We start from the raw sequence: 22,331 nt of genomic DNA on the forward strand, positions 1-22,331 counted from the left end.
TATTGCTGTGAGTATAGTATAACGGCTCAATGCAAACTTGCTAATTTGCATTATCCATAACGAGAATTTTTCGTTGAATAAAAGGGTTTTTCATGTTGAAATTTTTCCAAGCCTTAGCCTTGCTATTGGCAATCGGCTCTACAACACCTAGTATAGCAAAACCCATTCACATTATCGCCGCTGAGAATTTTTATGGTTCTGTTGCAAAACAAATCGGTGGAAATTATGTCCAAGTCACGAGCATTCTTAATCAACCCGATCAAGATCCACATTTATTTAATTTAACGCCCAGTGTGGCTAAGATTTTGGAGCAAGGAGATCTAATTGTTTATAATGGCTTGGGCTATGATCCTTGGATGCAGAATTTATTGAGTGTTGGAACAGCTTCACCAAGAACCGTTATTTGCGTTGCTGATTTAATACATAGAAAAGAAGGGGCTAATCCTCATATTTGGTATGATCCGGATACTATGCCCGTTTATGCTACGGCATTGCGCGATTATTTGATTAAGCACGACCCCGATCATCAGAAGGAATATCAAGCGCATTACCAACAGTTTATTGCACAACAGCAACATTTATGGCGACTGATAAAAAAAATTAAAGTTCAACACAAGGGTGTTTCGGTTATTGCGACAGAGCCTGTGTTTGGATATATGGCACAGGCTTTAGGATTTCGTATGCAAGGAATTCCGTTTCAACTCAGCATGATGAACGGGGTGGATCCTAGTCCTAAACAAGTACAAGAGTTTCAACGTCAGTTGCAACAGCATCGAGTCAAATTAGTATTTTATAATAGTCAAGTGAGTAGTCCTTTGGTATTGCAATTATTACAACAGGCTAAGTTTTTTGGAATTCCAATCATAGGTGTGATGGAAACACAACCTATGCAGTCTACTTACTATCAGTGGATGCAGAATCAATTAAAACAAGTGGAGCAGGCTTTGAATGAACGCCATCGAATTTAAACAACTTAGCCTTGCCTATGGACAACGCTGTATTTTTCAGGATTTCACTGCAAGTATCGATACAGGTGAGTTTGTTGCTATTTTAGGAGCTAACGGTGCCGGAAAAAGTACTTTGCTGCGATCAATATTAGGTTTAATCGCTCCATCCCAAGGTTACATCTCAGTATTCGGACAAGCAGTACATAAAGGCGCCGCTTTTATTGGTTATATGCCACAAATACGCCAGAATATCGGTAATAGTTTGAGTGCCTATGCCTGGTTAGGCGCAAATTTAAATGGATATCAGTGGGGGTTGCCCGTTTTAAATGCACAACAAACCGAAGAATTACAACGTGTTATTCAGTTAGTAAAAGCTGAAAAGATTATCAATCGACCTTACAGCCTTTTATCAGGAGGGGAACGACAACGTTTATTATTAGCTCAAGCTTTATTGAATAAACCAAAGATTTTATTATTAGATGAGCCACTAATGAATCTAGATCCTTATTATCAAGCCACGTTGGTCAGTTTAATTGATGATATCCGTTTGCAATATGGTATTACCATATTGTTTACTTCGCATGACATCAACCCACTATTAACCAGCGTAGATAGAGTACTCTATTTGGCAAAAGGTAAAGCGGTGATAGGTTTAGTCAATGAAATTATCAATAGTAAAAAATTAAGTGAGCTTTATGGATTGGATATACAAGTTATTCAGCATGAACAGCAACTTTTTGTCATAAATAAAGAATTAGGATTCCACCATCATGTCAACCATTGTCGACCCGACCTTGATCATTTCTCTGTTTGAATATCATTTTTTACGTAACGCACTTATAGCAGGTACGATTGCAGCGGTATTAGCCAGTTTCGTCGGTTATTTTATGGTTATCAGGAGGTTGGCTTTTGCTGGTCATGCCTTAGGGCACATTGGTTTTGCTGGAGCGACCGGCGCAGGTTTAATTGGTTTAATGCCGGTCAGTGGGCAGTTAATTTTGACAATATTAGCCGCTATTGGTATGGGTAGTTTGGGGCACCGAATTAGTAAAAGTGATGTAGCTATCGGTATTATTCTGGCTTTAGCACTAGGATTGGGCGTGTTATTTTTACATTTTTATACCAGTTACGCTGCACAAGCGATGACGATATTATTTGGTAATCTTTTGGGTGTTTCAGCGCATTTAATAAAGATGATGTTGATCTATTCTGTTTTCAGCTTGCTAGGCTTAGGTATCATTGCAAGACCATTATTATTTGCTAGCTTAGAACCGGAGTTAGCCGAAGCAAAAGGCGTTTCGTTACCACTGATTTCTATTTTATTTATGATCATCGTGGCAGTTGCTGTAACTGAAGCCAGTCAAGTAGTCGGTGTGCTTTTAGTATTTACTTTATTGATAGGACCTGCTGCAGCCGCTTTAAATTGGACGCACCGTATTTTAAGTGGTTTATTTTTAACCGTGCTGTTTGGTATCCTAATCGTATGGTTGGGTATTATTTTATCATTTGTTACCGATTGGCCTATTCCGTTTTGGATTAGTGCATTGGCTGCTGGTAATTATTTTCTCAGTTATCTAGGAAGATCAATAAATAGACCTATGTAATATACTATTAACTTTTAATGTTTTTTTATAGAATGGCGAGTTTTTTTTATTATGCTAACGGTTAAAAATTTTTTTTTCGCTTTAATTTTGATGGCCATTTTATTGGTAGGAAGCTCTTACAGTAAACTATTTGCCGCTAACAATCCGCTGATTACTAATTACCATTCTATTTTTGCATTTGGTTACAATAAGCATGCTTCATTGCGAATTGCTATTCGTATGTACCATCTAGGAAAAAAACCTTATTTATTACTTGTCAATCCCTACAATTTTGCAACTGAGATTGTTCCATTTTCTTCTATTAGTTTAAAAAATATTCCTCAAGTTAATGGCTTAAATTATTACAATCACTATTTACCCTTAGAGATTAAAAATACGCCTTATGTTAAAGCACTTATCCGTTATACTTCTCCGCCATATCCATTGCAAAATTATGGAATTACGCATACGGATCATCTACTAGAGGGTGTTTTTCTCACAGTAGATATGTGTCCTTCAAAAAAGTCTTTTGAGAAAACTTTTTTTCAAAGTCTTGTTATACAAACTAAGCAAACTGGGCAGGTTGTTCCCTTAGGTATTGGTATATCTGGGTTATGGGCAATTCATCATCAAAAGGAATTTGCTTGGTTACTCCAACAACAGAAATTGAATACACTACATATCACTTGGATTGATCACTCTTTTCATCATCCCTATTACGTGGAGGTTCCGCTTAGAGAAAATTTTCTGTTAACGCCATCAACGAATATTTCGCATGAGATTCTTGATACCGAAAAATTATTAATTACTCATGGCCAAACACCTTCAGTTTTTTTTCGTTTTCCAGGACTTGTTTCAAGTAAATGTCTTGTTTTAGAGCTCCGACAGTTTGGTTTAATTCCCATAGCCAGTAATGCTTGGTTAGCCAAAGGTCAATCACCTAAGCCAGGAAGCATCATACTGGTGCATGGCAATGGTAATGAGCCAAAAGGTATTAAGCTATTTTTTAAGTTGCAAGAAAAAAATAAATTTCATCTGTTACCTTTAAGCCAAGCTTTTTAAAAATTTATGCATAATTGATTTTCTTGAATAAAAAATTAATTTTTTATTCAGTCATCCCAATTTAAACTTCCGCCGGTTTGATATTCTGTTACGCGCGTTTCAAAGAAATTTTTCTCCTTTTTAAGATCGATGATTTCACTCATCCATGGTAAAGGGTTGCTAACACCAGGATATTGTTCAGGTAAGCCAATTTGTGCGAGACGTCGATTCCCGATGAAACGTAGATAATCCCACATCATGTTAGCATTCAATCCAAGAATGCCACGTGGCATGGTATCTAAAGCATATTGATATTCTAGATCGACGCCTTCTTTCACGAGATCAATGACATAGCGTTTGAATTCCGGTGTCCATAAATGTGGGTTTTCCAATTTAATCTGATTGATGACATCGATACCAAAATTTAAATGCATTGATTCATCGCGTAAGATATATTGAAATTGTTCGGCTGTTCCGGTCATTTTATTGCGTCGACCCATGCTTAGGATCTGTGAAAAACCGACATAGAAAAATATGCCTTCAAACACCACATAAAAAGCAATTAAATCGCGCAATAAACGTTGATCATTTTCGGGCGTGCCAGTACGAAAATTAGGATCGGCTAAGCTTTGCGTAAAAGGAAGAGCCCATTCGGTTTTTTTGGCTACGGTAGGTAATTCGCGATACATATTAAACAGGCGCGCTTCATCCATCCCTAAACTTTCTATGACATATTGATAAGCATGCGTATGCAGAGCTTCTTCAAAAGCTTGTCTTAGTAAGTATTGTCGGCATTCTGGATTGGTAATATGACGGTAGACGGCTAAAACCAGATTATTCGCAACCAGAGAATCAGCGGTTGAAAAAAAACCTAAACTGCGTTCTATGATCAAACGTTCATCTTCACTTAATCCTTTTGTATCGCGCCATAATGCAATGTCAGCGGACATGTTAACTTCTTGTGGCATCCAATGATTAGCGCAGGCGGCTAAGTATTTTTCCCAGGCCCATTTATACTTAAATGGGACTAATTGATTGAGATCAGCGCGACAATTGATGATTTTTTTATCATCGACTTGCACGCGTGCTGCGCCTATTTCTAGTGTTTCTAGACCGGTAAAACCACCGGCTGCATGTTCAGTAGTACTCATCGCTTTAGGATCCTCTTTAATATACTCTTCGCACTTGAATTTTTGTCGGTGTTGCCGCTCAATTCGCAATCCTCATGTATGTTATATACACTGCGGTTGCTCATTCTCACGGCGCCTTGACAAAAATCCCATTGCTGTGAGTTAGTAACTTTAATTTACAAAAAACTAGTTGGTTATTGACATGATTCGCAATCCGGGTCGAGTATTGAGCAAGCAGGGCCACCGGCTGCGCTATCCATTTGCACTGAATTTAAATGACTTTTTTCTAAGGTTGCCTTTTCAGTATGTGTAGCGCCCATGGTCCGTAAATAGTAACTCGTTTTTAATCCTTTCAGCCAAATGTTTTTATAAAGTTCATCTAATCTTTTACCAGAAGCTTGTGCCATATAAAGATTTAACGATTGACTTTGATCTATCCATTTTTGTCGACGCGATCCGGCTTCAACCAGCCAATGTGTAGGAACTTCAAAAGCAGTCGCATACAGTTGTTTTAAGCTATCAGGAACCCGCTCAATTTTTTGTAAACTACCGTCATAGTATTTAAGGTCATTGAGCATAACGGCATCCCATAATCCCAATAATTTCAAATCTTTGACTAAATAGGGATTGATCACGGTAAACTCGCCGGACATATTGGATTTTACAAAAAGGTTTTGATAGGTCGGCTCAATGGATTGTGAAACGCCACAGATATTGGAAATAGTGGCTGTCGGTGCAATGGCCATACAGTTCGAGTTGCGCATACCATCTGCCATCACTTTTTTTCGCAATGTGTCCCAATCTAAACGAGTGGTTTGATCTTGATCTAAGAATTTACCACGGGTTTTTTGTAACCGTGCAATAGAATCTAAGGGTAAGATCCCTTGACTCCACAACGATCCATTAAAGCTTTCATACGAACCACGCTCTTTGGCTAAATCACTGGAAGCTTCGATGGCGTAATAACTAATCGATTCCATGGAGTGATCGGCAAAAGTGATTGCAGCTTCTGAAGCATAAGGTAGCCGTAATTGATATAAAGCGTCTTGGAAACCCATCAGACCTAGACCGACAGGACGGTGTTTTAAGTTAGAACTACGTGCTTGAGGTACAGTGTAATAATTGATATCAATTACATTATCTAACATGCGAATGGCTGTGCGAATGGTACGACGCAATTTCGTTTGATCAATTTCGCCAGATTCGGTTAGATGTTGAGGTAGATTAATACTACCTAAATTACAGACGGCTATTTCATCAATTGAGGTATTGAGCGTAATTTCAGTACATAAATTGGAGCTATGAATGGTTCCAACATGTTGTTGTGGTGAACGTAAGTTGCAAGGATCTTTAAATGTGATCCAAGGATGTCCGGTTTCAAATAATAAACTCAACATTTTTCGCCATAGATTAGCTGCGGGAATCGTTTTGAAATTTTTAATTTCACCGCGCGCGGCTTTGGCTTCATAGGCTTGATATTTTTCTTCAAATTCTAAACCAAACGCATCATGTAAATCAGGAGTTTCATCGGGAGAAAATAAAGTCCAGTTCTCTCCTTGCATGAGTCGTTTCATAAATAAATCAGGTACCCAATTCGCGGTATTCATATCATGCGTACGACGTCGATCGTCACCGGTATTTTTTCGTAATTCTAAAAATTCTTCAATATCTAAATGCCATGTTTCTAAATAGGCGCAGACGGCACCTTTACGTTTACCCCCTTGGTTGACGGCCACTGCAGAAGCATTGGCTACATTTAAAAAAGGTACGACCCCGAGTGACTTACCATTGGTGCCTTTAATTCGTGCGCCCATCGCTCGAACTGAAGTCCAGTCATTGCCTAAACCACCCGCAAATTTTGAAAGTAAGGCATTATCTTTTATGGCACTGTAAATTTGATTGAGATCATCGGGGACAGTTGTTAAGAAGCAACTTGAGAGTTGTGGACGCAGAGTTCCAGCATTGAATAGAGTCGGTGTGGATGCCATATAATCAAAAGACGAAAGTAAATGATAAAATTCAATCGCTTGTTCTTCTTTGTTAGATTCTTGTTGCGCAAGTCCCATGGCAACGCGCATAAAGAAAGCTTGAGGCAATTCAAAACGGACATCATCGGCGTGTAAGAAGTAGCGATCATATAAAGTTTGTAAACTTAGATAAGTAAATTTCTGATCGTGTTCAGGTAATAAAGCCTTACTTAATTTTTCTAAGTCAAAGGTTTGTAATTGCGGGTCCAATAATTCTAAGGCAATTCCGCGCTTGATATAGTGTTGGAAATAGTGATGATATACGCCATGATTACTGATGTGGGTTGTAGTAGGTAGATCAAGAAAGTTTAATGCTTCTGTATATAATGTGCGTAATAAGAAACGTGCAGTGGCGTAGGTATAATTAGGATCTTGTTCGACAAGAGAACGTGCACTAATAATGAGTGCTTTATCAATTTCTGCGATAGGCATACCATCATATAGATTACGTAAGGTTTCTTGTAAAATGAGTTCATGTTTTACTTCGCTTAAATCTTTACAGGTCTCCGTGATCAACAGGCTTAATTGTATGAGATCGAGTGGATGCTGACTACCATCCGCTAAGGTTATTTGTAGTTGAATCTCAGATTCTGATTTCGTTTCTGCGCGCATTTTTCGTCGTTCTTCACGATAAAGCACGTATGCGCGTGCGACTTGGTGAGCTTCCACCCGCATTAAAGCCAGCTCAACTTGATCTTGTATGGCTTCAATAGGCAATGTTCCGCCATTGGGGTGACGTTGTTGTATGATGTTCGTGACTTGTTGCGTTAATTGCGATACCCGCTCATGGATACGGGTTGACAATGCGGCTTGTCCACCTTCTACAGCGAGAAAAGCTTTAGTAATTGCAATCCTAATTTTACTTTGATCATAATTAACAAGTTTACCATTACGTTTTATAACTTGTAGTGTACAGATGGATTTACTATCTTGTTCTGCTTCAGCTTCAGGTAGTAGAATCTCGGCGCTGTTAAGCAGAAGAGAAGAAGTCATTAGTTCGGATGAAAGTCCGCTCATGGATGCTCCTTAAAAAAGTTGTGAGGAATTATGTCTATGAAAATGATATAACACAATATCATGTGGTTTCTATACTATGCAACCACTATATGAAGTGAGTAAATATTTAGTAAGCTGTGAGTAAGTTGGGTAAAACATGTTAATGTGCATACTTATTTTTCGTAGGGTAGTCCGTCGGAACTGGGTTTATGCATAGACGATTAAATTTATTGTACGGTAGATGTATTTTGTCGTTTTATTAGGTAACACGAGGTGATATGCAACACATTCCTTTTGCAGAGGTTTCAAAGAGTATTTTTCGTGCCTACGATATTCGGGGCATCGTGGGTGAATCGATAACGCCCGAGCTTATCTACACGCTGGGTAAAGCAATAGGGAGCGCAGCACAAGAGCAAGGAGAACAAACCATTATCACTGCGCGAGATGGACGTTTGTCAGGACCTATTTTGATGGAGGCCTTACAGCAGGGATTACGTGAAAGCGGTTGTGGTGTTATAGATATTGGGCAAGTCCCTAGCCCTGTTCTTTATTTTGCTACACGTTATTTGAATTATCGTTCGGGAGTGATGTTAACGGCGAGTCATAATCCGTCGAATTATAATGGTTTAAAGATAGTTATAGCAGGGAAAAGCTTGTCAGAAGGTACTATTGATGAACTTTATTTACGTGTCCAAGCAGGCGGCTTTAAATCAGGAAAAGGGAGTTACCAGCAAATATCTATTATCGAAGCCTATCTCAATCGGATTACTCAAGATATTTCTTTAGCGCGCCCTTTACGGGTAGTGCTTGATTGTGGAAATGGTGTAGGTGGCGTCGTTGCTCCCGAATTACTGCGACGTTTGGGTTGTGAAGTGATCGAATTATTTTGTAATGTGGATGGTCATTTTCCGAATCATCATCCTGATCCCAGCAGGCCAGAGAATTTAAATGATTTAATTGCTAGCGTGAAACAGCATAAAGCAGATATTGGTCTCGCTTTAGATGGCGATGGCGATAGGCTGGGTGTGGTCACGAATCGAGGAGAAATTATTTGGCCTGATCGACAAATGATGTTGTATGCAATCGATGTGTTATCACGTAATCCAGGTGCACTGATTATTTATGACATCAAATCGACGGGTCATTTAGCAAGACTCATTGCAGAAAACGGCGGACAGTCTCTGATGTGGAAGACAGGGCATTCGATTATGAAAGCTAAATTAGAAGAAACAGGGGCATTATTGGCGGGCGAAATGAGCGGTCATATCTTCTTTAAAGAACGTTGGTATGGTTTTGATGATGGTTTATATACCGCTGCTCGATTATTAGAAATTATCGCGAAAAGTAAAAAAAATGTGAGTGAGTTGTTTGTAGAATTGCCGAACGGCATTAATACCCCTGAATTAAAATTGGCTATGATTGAAGATAAAAAATTTGCCTTTATTCAAGCTTTTCAGAAAAATATTGATTTTCCAAATGCAAAATTGAGTAAAATAGACGGTGTCCGCGCAGATTTTATTGATGGTTGGGGTTTAGTTCGTGCATCGAATACTGGTCCGTATTTAACGTTACGGTTTGAAGCAGATAATTCAACCGCTTTAAAGCGTATCCAAACTCTATTTAGAAATGCTTTACTAGCGATGGATCCACATCTGAAATTACCCTTTTAAATATACTTTTCGCACTTGAATTTTTTAGCTGCGTTGCCGCTTAACTCGCAATCCTCATGTATGTAATATACACTCCGGTTGTCCCGTTTTCGCGGCGCCTTGTTAAAACCCCAATTGCTGTGAGTAAATATGCGTATTATTTCTTTAAATGTGAACGGCATTCGTTCTGCAACGCGAAAAGGCTTTTTTGATTGGCTGAAATATCAAAAAGCGGATGTGATTTGTTTGCAGGAAACCAAAGCGCAAAAAAACCAATTGGATGCATCACATTTTCCCGAAGAATATCAAGCTTATTTTTTTGATGCCGAAAAAAAAGGTTATAGTGGGGTAGCAATTTATAGTCGAGTTAAACCGGATTCAACAGCTGCGGGTTTGGGTTGGGAGTGCGCGGATAAAGAAGGTCGTTATCTACAACTTAATTTCCCTGGATTGAGTATTGCTTCTTTGTATATGCCTTCAGGTAGTAGTAGTGAATTACGGCAAGACTTTAAGTTTCAATTTTTAAATCAGTATTTGCCTATTTTGAAAAAACAACTTCAGCATAAGCAAGATTTTATTATTTGTGGAGATTGGAATATTGCGCATAAACCCATCGATTTAAAAAATTGGCGTAGCAATCAAAAAAATTCTGGTTTTTTACCGGAAGAACGAGCCTGGTTAGATCAAGTATTAGGGCCTGTTGGTTATGTGGATGCTTTTCGAGCATTGAATCAACAGACAGAACAATATACTTGGTGGTCAAATCGCGGGCATGCCTGGGATAATAATGTCGGATGGAGGATTGATTACCAGATTATTACACCAGGACTCAAAAATAAAATTAGATCGGTTGAGATTTATAAGGATCAACGCTTTTCGGATCATGCCCCTCTAATTATTGACTATAAGCTTTAAAAAACACCAAATCAGCTTCTGGTGTGTATTTGTGCATAGCGGCTAAGAAAAAGATAGTCAGATGATATAACATTAAACAGCTATTACCGAAGCTTCTTTTGTTGTTATCGAAACATCATTATGAAAGAGAAAAACACTTCTTTATTACTTTTGATTCTATCCCTAGCTGTTTTTGGCGTTATCACCACTGAGCTTTCCATCATCGGTTTGCTGCCACAATTAATGAATCAGTTGAATATCAACGCTGCAGAAGTGGGGTTGCTTATTAGTGCCTACGCCCTCGTTGTTACGATAACAGGACCTTTCATTACTCTATTAATGTTAGGTTTGAATAAGAAGTTGGTTTTGCTGAGCATTATGTTGCTGTTTGTTATTTCAAATCTAGTTTATGCCTATACAAGGGATTACCATACGATGATGCTGTTTCGCGTGCTACCCGCACTGATGCACGCCCCCTTCTTCGCAGTAACATTGGTAGTAGCTGCAAACATAGTTGCACCGCAATATCAAGCTAGCGCCACTGCCAAAGTATTTGCTGGAATAGCAGTTGGTTTGGTTTTGGGCGTACCCTTAAGCGCGTTTATTGCAGTACATGCTTCATTGACTTTTGCATTTCTTTTTGGTGCCGTGGCTAACGGCTTGGCCTTAATGAGCATTTTGTTGCTAATGCCTTCCATGCCGATTGCCGAGAGAATATCTTTTGGCAAACAGCTAAGTATTCTGCGTAAAGGTAGATTGTGGTTAACAATTTCCACAGTAGTATTTGTCTTCGCAGCAATGTTTTCATCCTATAGTTTCATTGCGAAATATCTCCATGATATTACCAATATGAATGGCACATGGATCAGTATAATGCTAATGGTGTTTGGGGTCTTCGGAATTTTAGGAAATTTTCTCTTCAGTGCATTATTACAGAAGAACGTTGACTTCACTGTGATCTTCTATCCGATTCTTTATATTGGTGTGTATTTGCTTATTTACAGTTTTGGTTTTTCTTTTTCGTTGATGATTGGTTTGACCATGCTATGGGGATTATTACATTCGGCTGGTCTGATAGTTAGCCAAACGTGGCTAGCAGGTGAAGCACAGGAAACACCTGAGTTTGCAAATAGTTTGTTTGTTTCTTTTTCTAATCTCGGAATTACAGTGGGCACAGCTATAGCAGGTTGGTTCATTATACACTTTGGAACACATAACTTAGTTTGGGTTGGTATTCTATTCGCAGGGTTAGCATTTTTTAGCATACTCTCCAAGATCTTTATTATGTCTAGAGCCAGGTATCAGTCGCCAAATTAATTCCTAGGATATATTTTGCTTTTTGTTCTGACTTTAGAAATAAATTTTTACTTTATTAAATTAAATAAGGTTTGCAAGGAAAATTCTACTGCTGCATAACGGATAATTAACCGATCACCCGAATAATATTGGCATTCAGTTTTGCTGAAAACGTTTTTATGAATCCAAGCAGTCCATATTGTACCTATCGGTAATTTTTCTGTGCCACAATCTGGACCTGCAATTCCGGTAATAGCTATACTGACACTGGCAGGACTTTTGTTTAGGGCACCATTAGCCATCGCGAGTACTATTTCTTCACTAACAGGACCATATTGGCTTAGAAGTGATGCGTCTACTCCTAACATTTCCTGTTTAGATAAATTCGAGTAAGTGATAAATCCACGATCAAACCAGGTGGATGCACCAGGTATACTAGTAATGGTTTGTGCGAGTTGTCCTCCTGTACAGGATTCGGCTGTAACTAATTTTAACTGGTGTTTTTTGAGTCTATCGCCAATTTCTTTGGCAAGCACATGAGTTTGAGAAAGTTTATAAGTCATATCTTTTCATAATAAGTGTAAAAAATTTTGAAACATCAAGATATAGTCGAACGGAATGAATCAATGGGTGCCTGTCTAGATGAATATCTAGTATTTTTGTAATTTTTTGTCAATTAAGTGTGCGTTATTCAAAATAATTTATTTTTTTGACGAACCAGCGCAAAAAGTTTTAAGCGTTTTTAATAAATTAATTGTATTGTATAATCTCAATTTGATTACTAAGAATTATAAAGTTGAATGCAATACAATTAAGCAACCTAATAATAACGAGGGAGTTTTCTATGCCGTTACTTTACGATAATTTTATAGAGGTTGATAATGAAGAGGCACAGGCTTTAACTGGAAGGCGCTCTTAATGATTATCTGGAATATTTCAACAATGAATCTAAAAGAACTAAATTACATTGTCTAGATTTGCTTTATAACAATGCAATAAAATTAGTTAAGGACAAATTAAAGCAAAAACTAGATGATATGTGTATGCATGAATCAATTGAACCTGACGAACTGACTTCGAACTTGGTGGGTCTAACGGTGCCGTAAGACAACCTAAATTAGACGGAGCCTCAGCTATATTGTTTAAAAGAATATCCGATGCAAATGAGTCTGCTTTAAAACGAAAAGTACCTAATATTTCTGCTGAGACACATCAAGCGATGGAAGTTGCTCATCATCTGTCCCTTAATTGATAACATTTCAAATCGTCGCTAGCAGGATTTTTACCATAGCTTGTCCGATCAATCTTTAAAATTGGCTTAACAGAATTTTTACTTATTCTAAGCTTAACCATTTTAAAAAAGAGATAAGAGAAAAGAAATTATGTATTAAAGCATAATCTTCCTTTTTAAAAAAAGGGAAGAAAAATGCTTGCTTAAGATTTAGTGTTTTTACAAGTAGCATTTTTAAATGAGGTTTGAGATAAGCTTTCATTTTTTTGAGTATCTGTTTATTTATCTTACGGTTATTAAATAATTATTATTGTAAATCGATGACTTTTACGGCAACATAGCCGATATTAATGCGTGAAAGAGTTAAGCTTAGGTAAATTATGGCCAAAGAAGATCAGATAGTGATGGAAGGTACGGTTGTTGAGACTTTACCTAATACCTTATTTAGGGTGGAATTAGAAAATGGGCATGTTATTAATGCCCATATTTCTGGACGTATGCGAAAAAGCTATATTCGTGTCCTTACTGGCGATAAGGTGAAAGTTGAAATGACACCCTATGATCTGAGCAAGGGCCGTATTATATTTCGTGGTAAAGGGTCCGAGCCGGATAAATCTAAGCCTAGCTAATAGGTGCTTGAGTTAGATTTTTATTCTGTGCAGGAGGCGTAATAATGCCCCTTTTTTCAGAAATTATTAATTGTAACTCATCATCGATACTTGTTAATATCAATTGACCGCCGTGCACTAAACGCCCAAAGAGTAGTTCATCAGCGATTGGTTTTTTGATCCTTTCTTGAATGAGTCGCATCATCGGGCGTGCCCCCATGTTTCTATCATAACCGTGCTTAGCTAACCAAACACGAGCAGGTTTGTCCACCGTCAAAGTGACATGTTTCTTTTCAAGTTGAGCTTCTAACTCCAGTAAATACTTATCAACTACTTGCGAGACGATAGATGCATTTAAATAATTAAAATAGATTGTTGCATCTAAACGATTGCGAAATTCAGGGGAAAATATTCGTTTGATAGCCTCTGAATTTTCAGCTTGATTCAAGTTAGGTGTAAAACCTATTTCTTGTCGACTAAGCTGTTCTGCTCCTGCATTACTGGTCATTACCAAAATAATATGACTAAAATCGGTCTTTCTACCATTGGTATCAGTTAAGTTACCATGATCCATGACTTGTAATAAGAGATTAAAAATATCTGGATGTGCTTTTTCAATTTCATCCAATAATAAAACAGCATGAGGATGTTTAGTCACTGCTTCGGTGAGTAAACCCCCTTGATCATAACCAATATAACCAGGAGGAGCCCCTATTAGACGAGACACACTATGTCTTTCCATATATTCAGACATATCAAAACGGAGTAATTCGATGCCCATAAGTTCTGCGAGTTGACGTGTAACTTCCGTTTTGCCCACACCCGTTGGTCCGGCGAAAAGAAAAGAGCCGATAGTTTTATTGGTTTCTCTTAAACCAGAGCGTGTCAATTTCATGGCAGCACAAAGATTTTCAATTGCCATATCTTGGCCAAATACGCGTGCCTTTAGTTTTGTTTCCAAGTGACGCAAACGACTTTTATCTGAGGCAGAAACATTTCGTGTAGGAATGCGTACCATCTTCGCTACAATTGCTTCAATTTCATGGATACCGATAACTTGTTTTCTTTTATGACGGGGTCGTAAGGCCTGATAAGCACCGGCCTCGTCAACGATATCAATTGCTTTATCTGGTAAGAAACGATCCGGTAAATAACGCGCTGCAAGTTCTACACTGGCACGTAAAGCAGTCATACGATATTTGACGTGATGGTGTTCTTCTAGTCTATCGCGCAATCCGCGTAAAATAGCAATCGTTTCTTCTAAATTGGGTTCAGGGACATCAATTTTTTGGAAACGTCGTGCTAAAGCACGATCTTTTTCAAAAATACTACGATATTCTTGATAAGTCGTTGCGCCGATACATTTTAATTCACCCGTCGTGAGTAAAGGCTTAATTAAGTTAGAAGCATCCATTACCCCGCCTGAGGCTGCACCAGCACCAATAACGACATGAATTTCATCAATAAAGAGTACTGATTGAGGTTCTTGTTTAAGTTGCGCCAATAAAGCCTTAAATCTTTTTTCAAAATCGCCACGATATTTGGTTCCAGCTAATAAACTACCAAGATCTAAAGAATAAATGGTGCTATTAGCTAGAACAGAGGGAACTCTTTTTTCAATTATTGCTTTAGCGAGCCCTTCTACAATCGCTGTTTTACCGACACCAGCTTCACCCACTAATAAAGGATTATTTTTACGACGGCGACAAAGAATTTGAATCACACGCGCTAATTCTTCTTCGCGACCAATTAAAGGATCAATTTTTCCAAGACGTGCTTTGCTATTTAAATTAATCGCATAAAGCTCTAATGGACTATTACCAGGACCTTCTATAGTGACTTCTTCTTCAGTTACAAACTGATTTAATTTTGGCTCCAAATTATCTTGTAATTTAGGTAGCCCTTGAGATATGTAATTCGATACATCTGAGCGTGTTACATTTTCACGACGTAAAAAATAAATAGCTTGGCTATCTTGTTCACCGAAGATAGCAGCTAAGATGTTAACGCCATGTACTTGGGTTTTCCCGCTGGATTGCACTTGAAAAATAGCGCGTTGTAAAACACGTTGAAATCCTAACGTGGGTTGTATATCAAGATTAGGATCAGCAGAAGGAAACAAAGGCGTTGTTGCTGCAATAAAATTACTAATCTCATTCTTAAGTCGATTTAAATTCGCTCCGCACGCTTTCAATGCGGCTACGGCAGAAGGTTCATCTAAAAGCGCTAATAATAGATGTTCAACCGTTAAATATTCATAACGTTTTTCACGGGCTTGTTTAAATATCGAATTTAAACTAACTTCAAGCTCTTTGCTAAACATGGTAGCCCTCCTTTTCGAATCGCATAAAAATCCGTGACTTCTCGCATAAAGTCGAGTTTCACTGTTGTTATACAAGCTGGGTAGTCCATGTTGAAAAAAATTATTTCCCTTTAATTTCAGCCTAGTCGAAATTTAGGGATTTGCGAGTTTGCGTAAAATTAAGCCTTTTAAATCCAGATAAAGGGGAAGTAGATTTCTTTGATACCTTGTAAGTATTTTATTAGGTGAATCAGATACTAAGATGGACGATTTTAAGAGGAAAATTGAAATTTTCCTCTTAACTTAGCAAAGGCTTATAAAATAGCTATTTTATAAGCTTGTAATAGAGGCCAACGTTTGTTTATTGCACATATAATCGACGATAGATTGAGCAAAATCAGAGCAACTTACTTCTTTGGCATCGTTCATTAAACGAGCGAAATCATAAGTGACCGTTTTGGCTTGTATGGCTGCTTCCATGCCTGTAATGATGCGATCAGCTGCTTCATTCCAACCCAAATGGCGTAGCATCATTTCTGCTGATAGGATCAGCGATCCGGGATTGACCTTATTTTGTCCTGCATACTTAGGCGCTGTGCCATGAGTTGCTTCAAACATAGCGACTTTGTCACTGAGGTTTGCGCCAGGGGCAATACCGATCCCACCGACTTGTGCGGCTAAAGCGTCTGAAACATAATCTCCATTCAGATTTAATGTCGCGATGACACTATATTCAGCGGGACGCAATAGGATTTGCTGTAAAAAAGCATCAGCGATAAAATCTTTAATAATGATCTCTTTTCCTGTTTTTGGATTTTTTAGGCGCATCCATGGTCCTCCATCGAGCAGTTCTGCACCAAATTGATCCTTTGCAATGGCATAACCCCAGTCTTTAAATGCGCCTTCGGTGAATTTCATGATATTGCCTTTATGTACCAAGGTTACTGAGGGCATATCTTGATCGATGGCGTACTGAATCGCGCGTTTGACTAACCGCTGTGTGCCTTCTTTCGATACAGGCTTAATACCGATGCCGCAGTGTTCAGGAAAGCGAATTTTTTTAACATTCATGTCATGTTGCAAGAAAGCAATTAATTTTTTGGCCTCTTTGCTATCGGCTTCCCATTCTATTCCTGCATAAATATCCTCAGAATTTTCTCTAAAAATGACCATGTTGACCTTTTCAGGTTCGCGAACCGGGCTAGGGACGCCTTTAAAATAGCGCACCGGGCGCAGACAAACATACAGATCCAACTGTTGGCGCAATGCCACATTTAAGGAACGAATTCCACCGCCCACCGGCGTAGTCAGTGGACCTTTGATAGAAACTACATAATCGCGCACCACAGAAAGTGTTTCTTCGGGTAACCAAACATCCGATCCATAAACCTGAGTTGCTTTTTCTCCAGCATAAATCTCCATCCAAGCAATTCGACGTTTATCGCCATAAGCGTTGCTAATGGCCGCATCGACGACAAGACGCATCGCGGGTGTGATATCCACACCGATACCATCACCTTCAATAAAAGGAATGATCGGTTGGTTGGGAACATTTAACGAATAATCCGGATTAACCGTTATTTTCTTGCCGGAACTTGGAATCTGAATATGTTGGTAAGACATGCGCGCTACTCCGCTTTTTTTTGAGATCGAATAAGATAATAGTTCGATCTCAATTTTACCGGATTTTATTCATTTGAGCGAGATTGCTTCGGAAAATCTTAAAAAAGAAGTGTCGGATTGTTTAAGTTAGATTGATTATCGACAATAGGTATCACATCGTTTTCCGGACAGGATAATTCTCGAAAGAAAGTTCGAGTATAGCGAGCAGGTTGATGAGAATGTTCGTTATTAAATTTTTTACTGAGTTTTTTATTGGAAGATAAGATAAGCTTTTCGGTGGAGGGTTTATTAGCGGATACTTTTAATTCTAGAGAATTAATAACAAGTGTCAAAGTATCGTAGTATTCTATAATTTTCTCGCTTTCCTTTACCAGCTCAGCTTGACTATAGAATTTAATAGAATGTGAGAAGCTGTTTTGAGCTTCTTTTAAACAGTATAGTTTTTCAGTCTCAGAAAGATTTTTAATTGAAAAACTTAATTTTTCTATCCTATCTAAAGCATCCTTGCCTGCTAAACTCGCTTTATATCTAATAAGCTCATTATTGTTAGAAGGATCCTTGAGCTTATAGTTTTCTATTTCTATTTGTTTAAGTTCGTCTAATAATTTTTTACAGTCGATCTGCTTATTTCCTTTACTTTTTTTAGCGGGTATAGAGAAAGTAGTGTCAGTTGAATTTTTTCTTTTACTAGCTTGAATTTGTGACAGTTTGTGTGATTCAGTTGTTTTTTCACATACAATTTCAGGTATTTTAGGCTGGCCAACGATTTCCGGTAATTTTTTCGTTGTTTCTTTATTAGATTTTATCCATTGAGATTCTGTTTTTATTCCATTAGTTTTAGTTTCGCGTGAAGGGGATAATCTTGTTAGTACTATCGTTAAATTTGAAAGATTTTCTTCAGGATTTTTATTATGAGATGAATCATCCGGAAATTCTTTCGGAGTGATTTCAAGTTTCTTTATTTGTTGTATTGTTTGATCTTTAAAGTTTGATAATCCAGCTTTATTATAAAAGTTTGCCGCTCCTTTAAAATAGTCTTCGGCCAGTTTTAATGATATTTGTTCTAAATATTTTGCAAAATTAAAATATGTATCGCCTAATAATCTATTCGAATTCCTTTTCCAGGAGCTTGAAAAATCATTGCGGTAGATTAATAATTTTTCATAGACATCATTAGTTTCTAAATTAATATTTTTTCTAAAATTTGGATCGTCAAAATCGTTCTTAAATTTTTGAAAATTTAATTCAACTTTTTTTAAATTTTTTATAAGTGAGTTTAGATCTTTTTCCGATGTTACATTATAATTTAAAGCATTAAAATCAGATTGAATGCAAGCTAATTCTGCTTCTAGATGATATACTTTAAAGAAATTTATGGGAAATTTTGAATTCTTAATGATAGTCTGAATTTCTGTATAATTTTTTTTGCATAATGGGAAACTCTCTACATGTTTGAATCGGTCGCTTTCAAATACGTTATTATAAATCTTATTGGCACGAGTTATAAGACTTCTTAAGGCGTTATGAAATTCTTCTTTATTAGAAGCCTGTTTTGCTTTAAGAAAGAATTTTTCATCTATTAAAATGGGCATGTTATGGGAGGTTTTTTGTGCGGGCATGTTGATAATCTCAAATGATTTTGAAATTGCTTTAAAATTTCAGTAAATTTAATTTTTTTGTTGGTTATAATTTAAAATCTACTATAAATAATTTTTCTTAACATAATATTAAGGGCTGCTAAAAATTCAATAAAAACTAAGAAAATTACCGGGAATTAAAAAAAGTAGAACATACCAATAAACGCTTAAAGCCCATAAACAGCTTGTATTTTTCCATAAATCACAACAAACTTATTCGCTTAATAAGCTCGGATGAGTATATACTTTAAATTTAAAGAGCTATTGAGTTGAGCAATGTTAGGTGATTTTTCTTTAGGCCAAAAAATAATACTTTGGGTCATTCCCTTACTATTCGCTATTACCGTCCATGAGACCGCACATGGTTGGGTTGCTGCAAAATGCGGAGACCCAACGGCTAAATTATTAGGTCGTTTAACCTTGAACCCTCTGAAGCATATCGATCCTATAGGCACAATTATTGTACCCGCCATTCTTTTTTCCCTCGGTGGTTTTATATTTGGTTGGGCTAAACCCGTGCCCATCACCTGGCAAAATCTAAGAAATCCGCGCCGTGATATGGCTTTAGTGGCTGCGGCAGGTCCTTTAGCGAATCTATTTATGGCCTTTTTATGGGTGGGCATCGCCAAAGTGGCGATGGCATTCGATAATTTCCCAATTATTTATATGGCACAGATTGGCGTGACAATAAATTTGGTATTAATGTTATTAAATCTGATTCCAATCCCACCTCTGGATGGCAGTCGTGTGCTGGCGAGTTTTTTGTCACCGCAAATGGCTTATCAGTTCAATAAATTAGAGGTATATGGTTTTCTTATTTTAGTGCTGTTATTAGCCAGTGGTATTTTAGGCAGGGTCTTAGGGCCGCTATTACAAGGATTATTATCGGTTTTCTTTAGATTTTTTGGTTTATAACGATTACACTGGCGCTATGACAGAACATAATCTTGCTACAACATTGGCCAATGCGCCTATTGCCACTGTACGTGGCCAACCGTTGATTCAGTTGCCTAGTGATCTATATATCCCACCACAAGCCCTAGAAGTACTTTTAGAGGCGTTTACAGGGCCTTTAGATCTACTTTTATATCTAATAAAAAAGCAAAATTTTGATATTTTAGATATTCCGGTTGCCGAAATAACACGCCAATATATGCAATATATTGAATTGATGCAGGTATTGGAAATTGAATTAGCTGCTGAATATTTGGTCATGGCGGCCATATTGACTGAAATTAAATCACGCTTACTTTTACCTAAGCCTGCTGAAACACCAACCAATGATGATGAAATGGATCCGCGTGCTGAACTCATTCGTCGTTTACAGGAGTATGAACGGACTAAACAAGCCGCACAAACACTAGAACAATTACCACGTTTAGGCCGGGATGTTTTTTTAGCGATGGCTGAAGCAGGCCTGCCGCCTGCCTCGGCAGAAAACCCTAGACAAGTCCCGCTCTTAGCTTTAGAGGAATTGGTAGAGGCTTTTCAAGCGGTTTTAGCTAGAGCTGCTTTAAAGAAACATCATGCGATTACTGAAGAACCGTTGTCGATTAAGGATCGTATGTCGCAAATTTTGCAGAAAATGACAATTCAAACCACTATTAAGTTTACGGAGTTGTTTAAATGTGAAGAAGGTCGCATGGGTGTGGTAGTGACTTTTATGGCTTTATTAGAATTATGGCGACAATCCTTAATTGAACTTTCACAAACCCAGCCTTTTGCAGAGATTGAAGTGCGGGGGGTATGATGTTTCAAAATAAAACAATAATAATAACTGGCGGAGCATCAGGAATAGGCGCGGCAACAGTCACGTTATTTAGTCGTGCAGGAGCAAACGTTTACATACTCGATAAAAAAAAGCCGACAGATTATTCATCACTGTCGATTCATTATTTAGAGTGTGATGTTTCGAATGCTGACCAGGTTAAGTCAGCTATTTATACCATTCTTCAGAAAAATCCAAAGATCGATTATCTTTTTTGTAATGCCGGTATACACTTATTTGCTAATATCGAAGATAGTTCTTTTGAAGCAATACAAAAAGTTTTTGCAACCAATTTATTAGGTACAATTTATTGTTTGCAACAAGTATTACCTAGTATGAAACAGCAAAGATTCGGATCGATCGTTTTAATGGCTTCGGATCAAGCATTTATTGCCAAAGAACAATGCGCTATTTATGGAGCGAGCAAAGCCGCTATTGCTCAATTAGCCAAAAGTACTGCACTAGATTATGCCCAATATGGAATCCGGGTTAATTGTGTTTGTCCCGGTACTATCGATACGCCCATGTATCAAGCAGTTTTAGAACAATTTCAGCAAAAAAGCGGCTTAAGTGTGTCATCAATTCGCGATCAGGTCGCAGAAAAATTACCCTTGCGACGAGTGGGAAAACCTGAGGAAGTGGCGCAAGTGGTTAGTTTCTTATGCAGTGAAGCCGCTTCTTTTATGACGGGTGCATTGGTCAATGTCGATGGCGGCTATACAATTCAGTAGAATACTCTGCGCAAATATATATTATTTAGCGATTTGTACGACAGCAGATTCGAGCAATTGGCTTAGATTGTCGCTCGCTTTAGCTGCAAAATGTACCGTTCCTTCGTGAGTAATAGGCTCATCACTTAGCCCAGCAGCTAAATTGGTTACTACGGATATTACAGCTACTTTTAAGCCGCAATGTCTGGCGACTATCACCTCAGGAATGGTGGACATTCCTACTACATCAGCGCCTAATTTTTGAAAAGCGCGTATTTCTGCAGGAGTTTCAAAATTAGGTCCTAAAACACTGATATAAATTCCCTCGTTTAAAGGAATAGATAGTTTTTTTGCAGTTTGTTGAATGATGTGTCGAATATCTGGATCATAAGCATCATCCATCGGGAAGAAACGTGGGCCAAATTCTTCATCATTAGGTCCAGTAAGAGGATTCATCGGATGGAAATTAATATGGTCTGAAATTAAAACCAATTGACCTGATTTAACATTTTCATTTAAGGATCCCACCGCATTGGTCATTATTAGTGTATGGCAGCCCAAGCATTTTAAAGTGCGGATAAATATTTTAAAGTCTTTGCCTTGCATTCCTTCATAAAGATGAACACGCCCTTGGCAACATACCACAGGTATTTTATTGATATAGCCGAGTATCATTTTTCCATGATGTCCAATTACACTGCTCACTGGAAAACCAGGAAGTTCAGCGTAGGGTATGGAGATGCTGTCGGTAAGTTTATCAGCAACATCCGCTAAACCAGACCCTAAAACAATTCCAATCTTAGGTTGGAAATCAGGTCGACGTTTTAAAATAGATTGGGCAAGTTGTTGCGGAGAAACATGTGTTGTCATAAATCACCTTTTAGTGAGG

18 protein-coding genes are annotated in these 22,331 nt (G+C 37.9%); 11 read left to right on the top strand and 7 right to left on the bottom strand.

The features are described 5' to 3' along the window. Positions 1 to 92: 92 nt before the first annotated feature. The 4 genes from AACL18_RS01565 to AACL18_RS01580 are packed head-to-tail and all read left to right on the top strand — an operon-like array spanning position 93 to position 3,592. A complete protein-coding gene (locus tag AACL18_RS01565; RefSeq protein ID WP_339050923.1) occupies positions 93 to 968 on the top strand; it encodes a metal ABC transporter solute-binding protein, Zn/Mn family in 876 nt (291 codons plus the stop codon). Continuing rightward, on the top strand, positions 949 to 1,761 hold the full coding sequence (locus AACL18_RS01570) for a metal ABC transporter ATP-binding protein (protein ID WP_339050925.1): 813 nt from the start codon (positions 949 to 951) through the stop codon (positions 1,759 to 1,761). The genes AACL18_RS01565 and AACL18_RS01570 overlap by 20 nt, the downstream gene beginning before the upstream one ends. Next, positions 1,718 to 2,551 (top strand): metal ABC transporter permease, encoded by an 834-nt coding sequence (locus AACL18_RS01575; RefSeq protein WP_339050927.1) that lies wholly within the window; start codon positions 1,718 to 1,720, stop codon positions 2,549 to 2,551. Before AACL18_RS01570 ends, AACL18_RS01575 begins: the two co-directional genes overlap by 44 nt. 51 nt (positions 2,552 to 2,602) lie before the next feature. Then, positions 2,603 to 3,592, top strand: a complete 990-nt coding sequence (locus AACL18_RS01580) for a hypothetical protein (RefSeq protein ID WP_339050929.1) — start codon at positions 2,603 to 2,605, stop codon at positions 3,590 to 3,592. A 47-nt stretch (positions 3,593 to 3,639) separates the two neighbouring features. On the opposite strand, the gene AACL18_RS01585 is transcribed toward AACL18_RS01580, so the two are convergent. Next, entirely contained in the window at positions 3,640 to 4,722 is a 1,083-nt protein-coding gene (locus AACL18_RS01585) for a ribonucleotide-diphosphate reductase subunit beta (protein ID WP_339050931.1), read from the bottom strand. Between the two features lie 173 nt (positions 4,723 to 4,895). Continuing rightward, positions 4,896 to 7,745 carry a ribonucleoside-diphosphate reductase subunit alpha gene (locus AACL18_RS01590; RefSeq protein WP_339050932.1) on the bottom strand — a complete coding sequence of 950 codons (2,850 nt, stop codon included), beginning with the start codon at positions 7,743 to 7,745 and terminating at the stop codon, positions 4,896 to 4,898. A gap of 257 nt (positions 7,746 to 8,002) precedes the next feature. Here AACL18_RS01590 and AACL18_RS01595 point away from each other — a divergent pair, with 257 nt between their 5' ends. From AACL18_RS01595 to AACL18_RS01605, 3 genes are all read left to right on the top strand, one after another. Beyond that, on the top strand, positions 8,003 to 9,394 hold the full coding sequence (locus AACL18_RS01595) for a phosphomannomutase/phosphoglucomutase (protein WP_339050933.1): 1,392 nt from the start codon (positions 8,003 to 8,005) through the stop codon (positions 9,392 to 9,394). A 129-nt stretch (positions 9,395 to 9,523) separates the two neighbouring features. Beyond that, positions 9,524 to 10,288 (top strand): exodeoxyribonuclease III, encoded by a 765-nt coding sequence (locus AACL18_RS01600; protein WP_339050935.1) that lies wholly within the window; start codon positions 9,524 to 9,526, stop codon positions 10,286 to 10,288. Positions 10,289 to 10,408: 120 nt separating this feature from the next. Then, entirely contained in the window at positions 10,409 to 11,584 is a 1,176-nt protein-coding gene (locus tag AACL18_RS01605; RefSeq protein WP_339050936.1) for an MFS transporter, read from the top strand. 47 nt (positions 11,585 to 11,631) lie between these two features. On the opposite strand, the gene AACL18_RS01610 is transcribed toward AACL18_RS01605, so the two are convergent. Then, entirely contained in the window at positions 11,632 to 12,126 is a 495-nt protein-coding gene (locus AACL18_RS01610; protein WP_339050937.1) for a CinA family protein, read from the bottom strand. 1,048 nt (positions 12,127 to 13,174) lie between these two features. On the opposite strand from AACL18_RS01610, the gene infA reads away from it, so the two are divergent. Further along, complete coding sequence (gene infA, locus AACL18_RS01615) at positions 13,175 to 13,423, top strand: translation initiation factor IF-1 (RefSeq protein WP_339050938.1); 249 nt, start codon at positions 13,175 to 13,177, stop codon at positions 13,421 to 13,423. Here infA and clpA read toward each other — a convergent pair. The 3 genes from clpA to AACL18_RS01630 form a co-directional block, all read right to left on the bottom strand. After that, positions 13,416 to 15,725 (bottom strand): ATP-dependent Clp protease ATP-binding subunit ClpA, encoded by a 2,310-nt coding sequence (gene clpA / locus AACL18_RS01620; protein ID WP_339050939.1) that lies wholly within the window; start codon positions 15,723 to 15,725, stop codon positions 13,416 to 13,418. The genes infA and clpA overlap by 8 nt on opposite strands. A gap of 309 nt (positions 15,726 to 16,034) precedes the next feature. After that, the gene (gene icd, locus AACL18_RS01625; RefSeq protein WP_422395890.1) at positions 16,035 to 17,327 is read right to left on the bottom strand and encodes an NADP-dependent isocitrate dehydrogenase; all 1,293 of its coding nucleotides are present in this window, start codon (positions 17,325 to 17,327) and stop codon (positions 16,035 to 16,037) included. 98 nt (positions 17,328 to 17,425) lie between these two features. Continuing rightward, on the bottom strand, positions 17,426 to 18,946 hold the full coding sequence (locus AACL18_RS01630; protein ID WP_339050940.1) for a hypothetical protein: 1,521 nt from the start codon (positions 18,944 to 18,946) through the stop codon (positions 17,426 to 17,428). Positions 18,947 to 19,240: 294 nt separating this feature from the next. Between AACL18_RS01630 and AACL18_RS01635 the strand changes: the two genes are divergently transcribed. From AACL18_RS01635 to AACL18_RS01645, 3 genes are read left to right on the top strand one after another with little or no spacing between them, the layout of a single operon-like run. Then, complete coding sequence (locus AACL18_RS01635) at positions 19,241 to 19,879, top strand: site-2 protease family protein (protein WP_339050942.1); 639 nt, start codon at positions 19,241 to 19,243, stop codon at positions 19,877 to 19,879. Between the two features lie 16 nt (positions 19,880 to 19,895). Then, positions 19,896 to 20,714, top strand: a complete 819-nt coding sequence (locus AACL18_RS01640) for a ScpA family protein (RefSeq protein ID WP_339050944.1) — start codon at positions 19,896 to 19,898, stop codon at positions 20,712 to 20,714. Beyond that, a complete protein-coding gene (locus AACL18_RS01645; RefSeq protein ID WP_339050945.1) occupies positions 20,711 to 21,463 on the top strand; it encodes an SDR family oxidoreductase in 753 nt (250 codons plus the stop codon). The genes AACL18_RS01640 and AACL18_RS01645 overlap by 4 nt, the downstream gene beginning before the upstream one ends. A 21-nt stretch (positions 21,464 to 21,484) precedes the next feature. Here AACL18_RS01645 and AACL18_RS01650 read toward each other — a convergent pair whose 3' ends face one another. Then, on the bottom strand, positions 21,485 to 22,312 hold the full coding sequence (locus AACL18_RS01650) for a purine-nucleoside phosphorylase (RefSeq protein WP_339050947.1): 828 nt from the start codon (positions 22,310 to 22,312) through the stop codon (positions 21,485 to 21,487). Between the last annotated feature and the right edge of the window lie 19 nt (positions 22,313 to 22,331).

This window comes from Rickettsiella endosymbiont of Xylota segnis (genome assembly GCF_964019545.1).
Lineage (GTDB): Bacteria > Pseudomonadota > Gammaproteobacteria > Diplorickettsiales > Diplorickettsiaceae > Aquirickettsiella.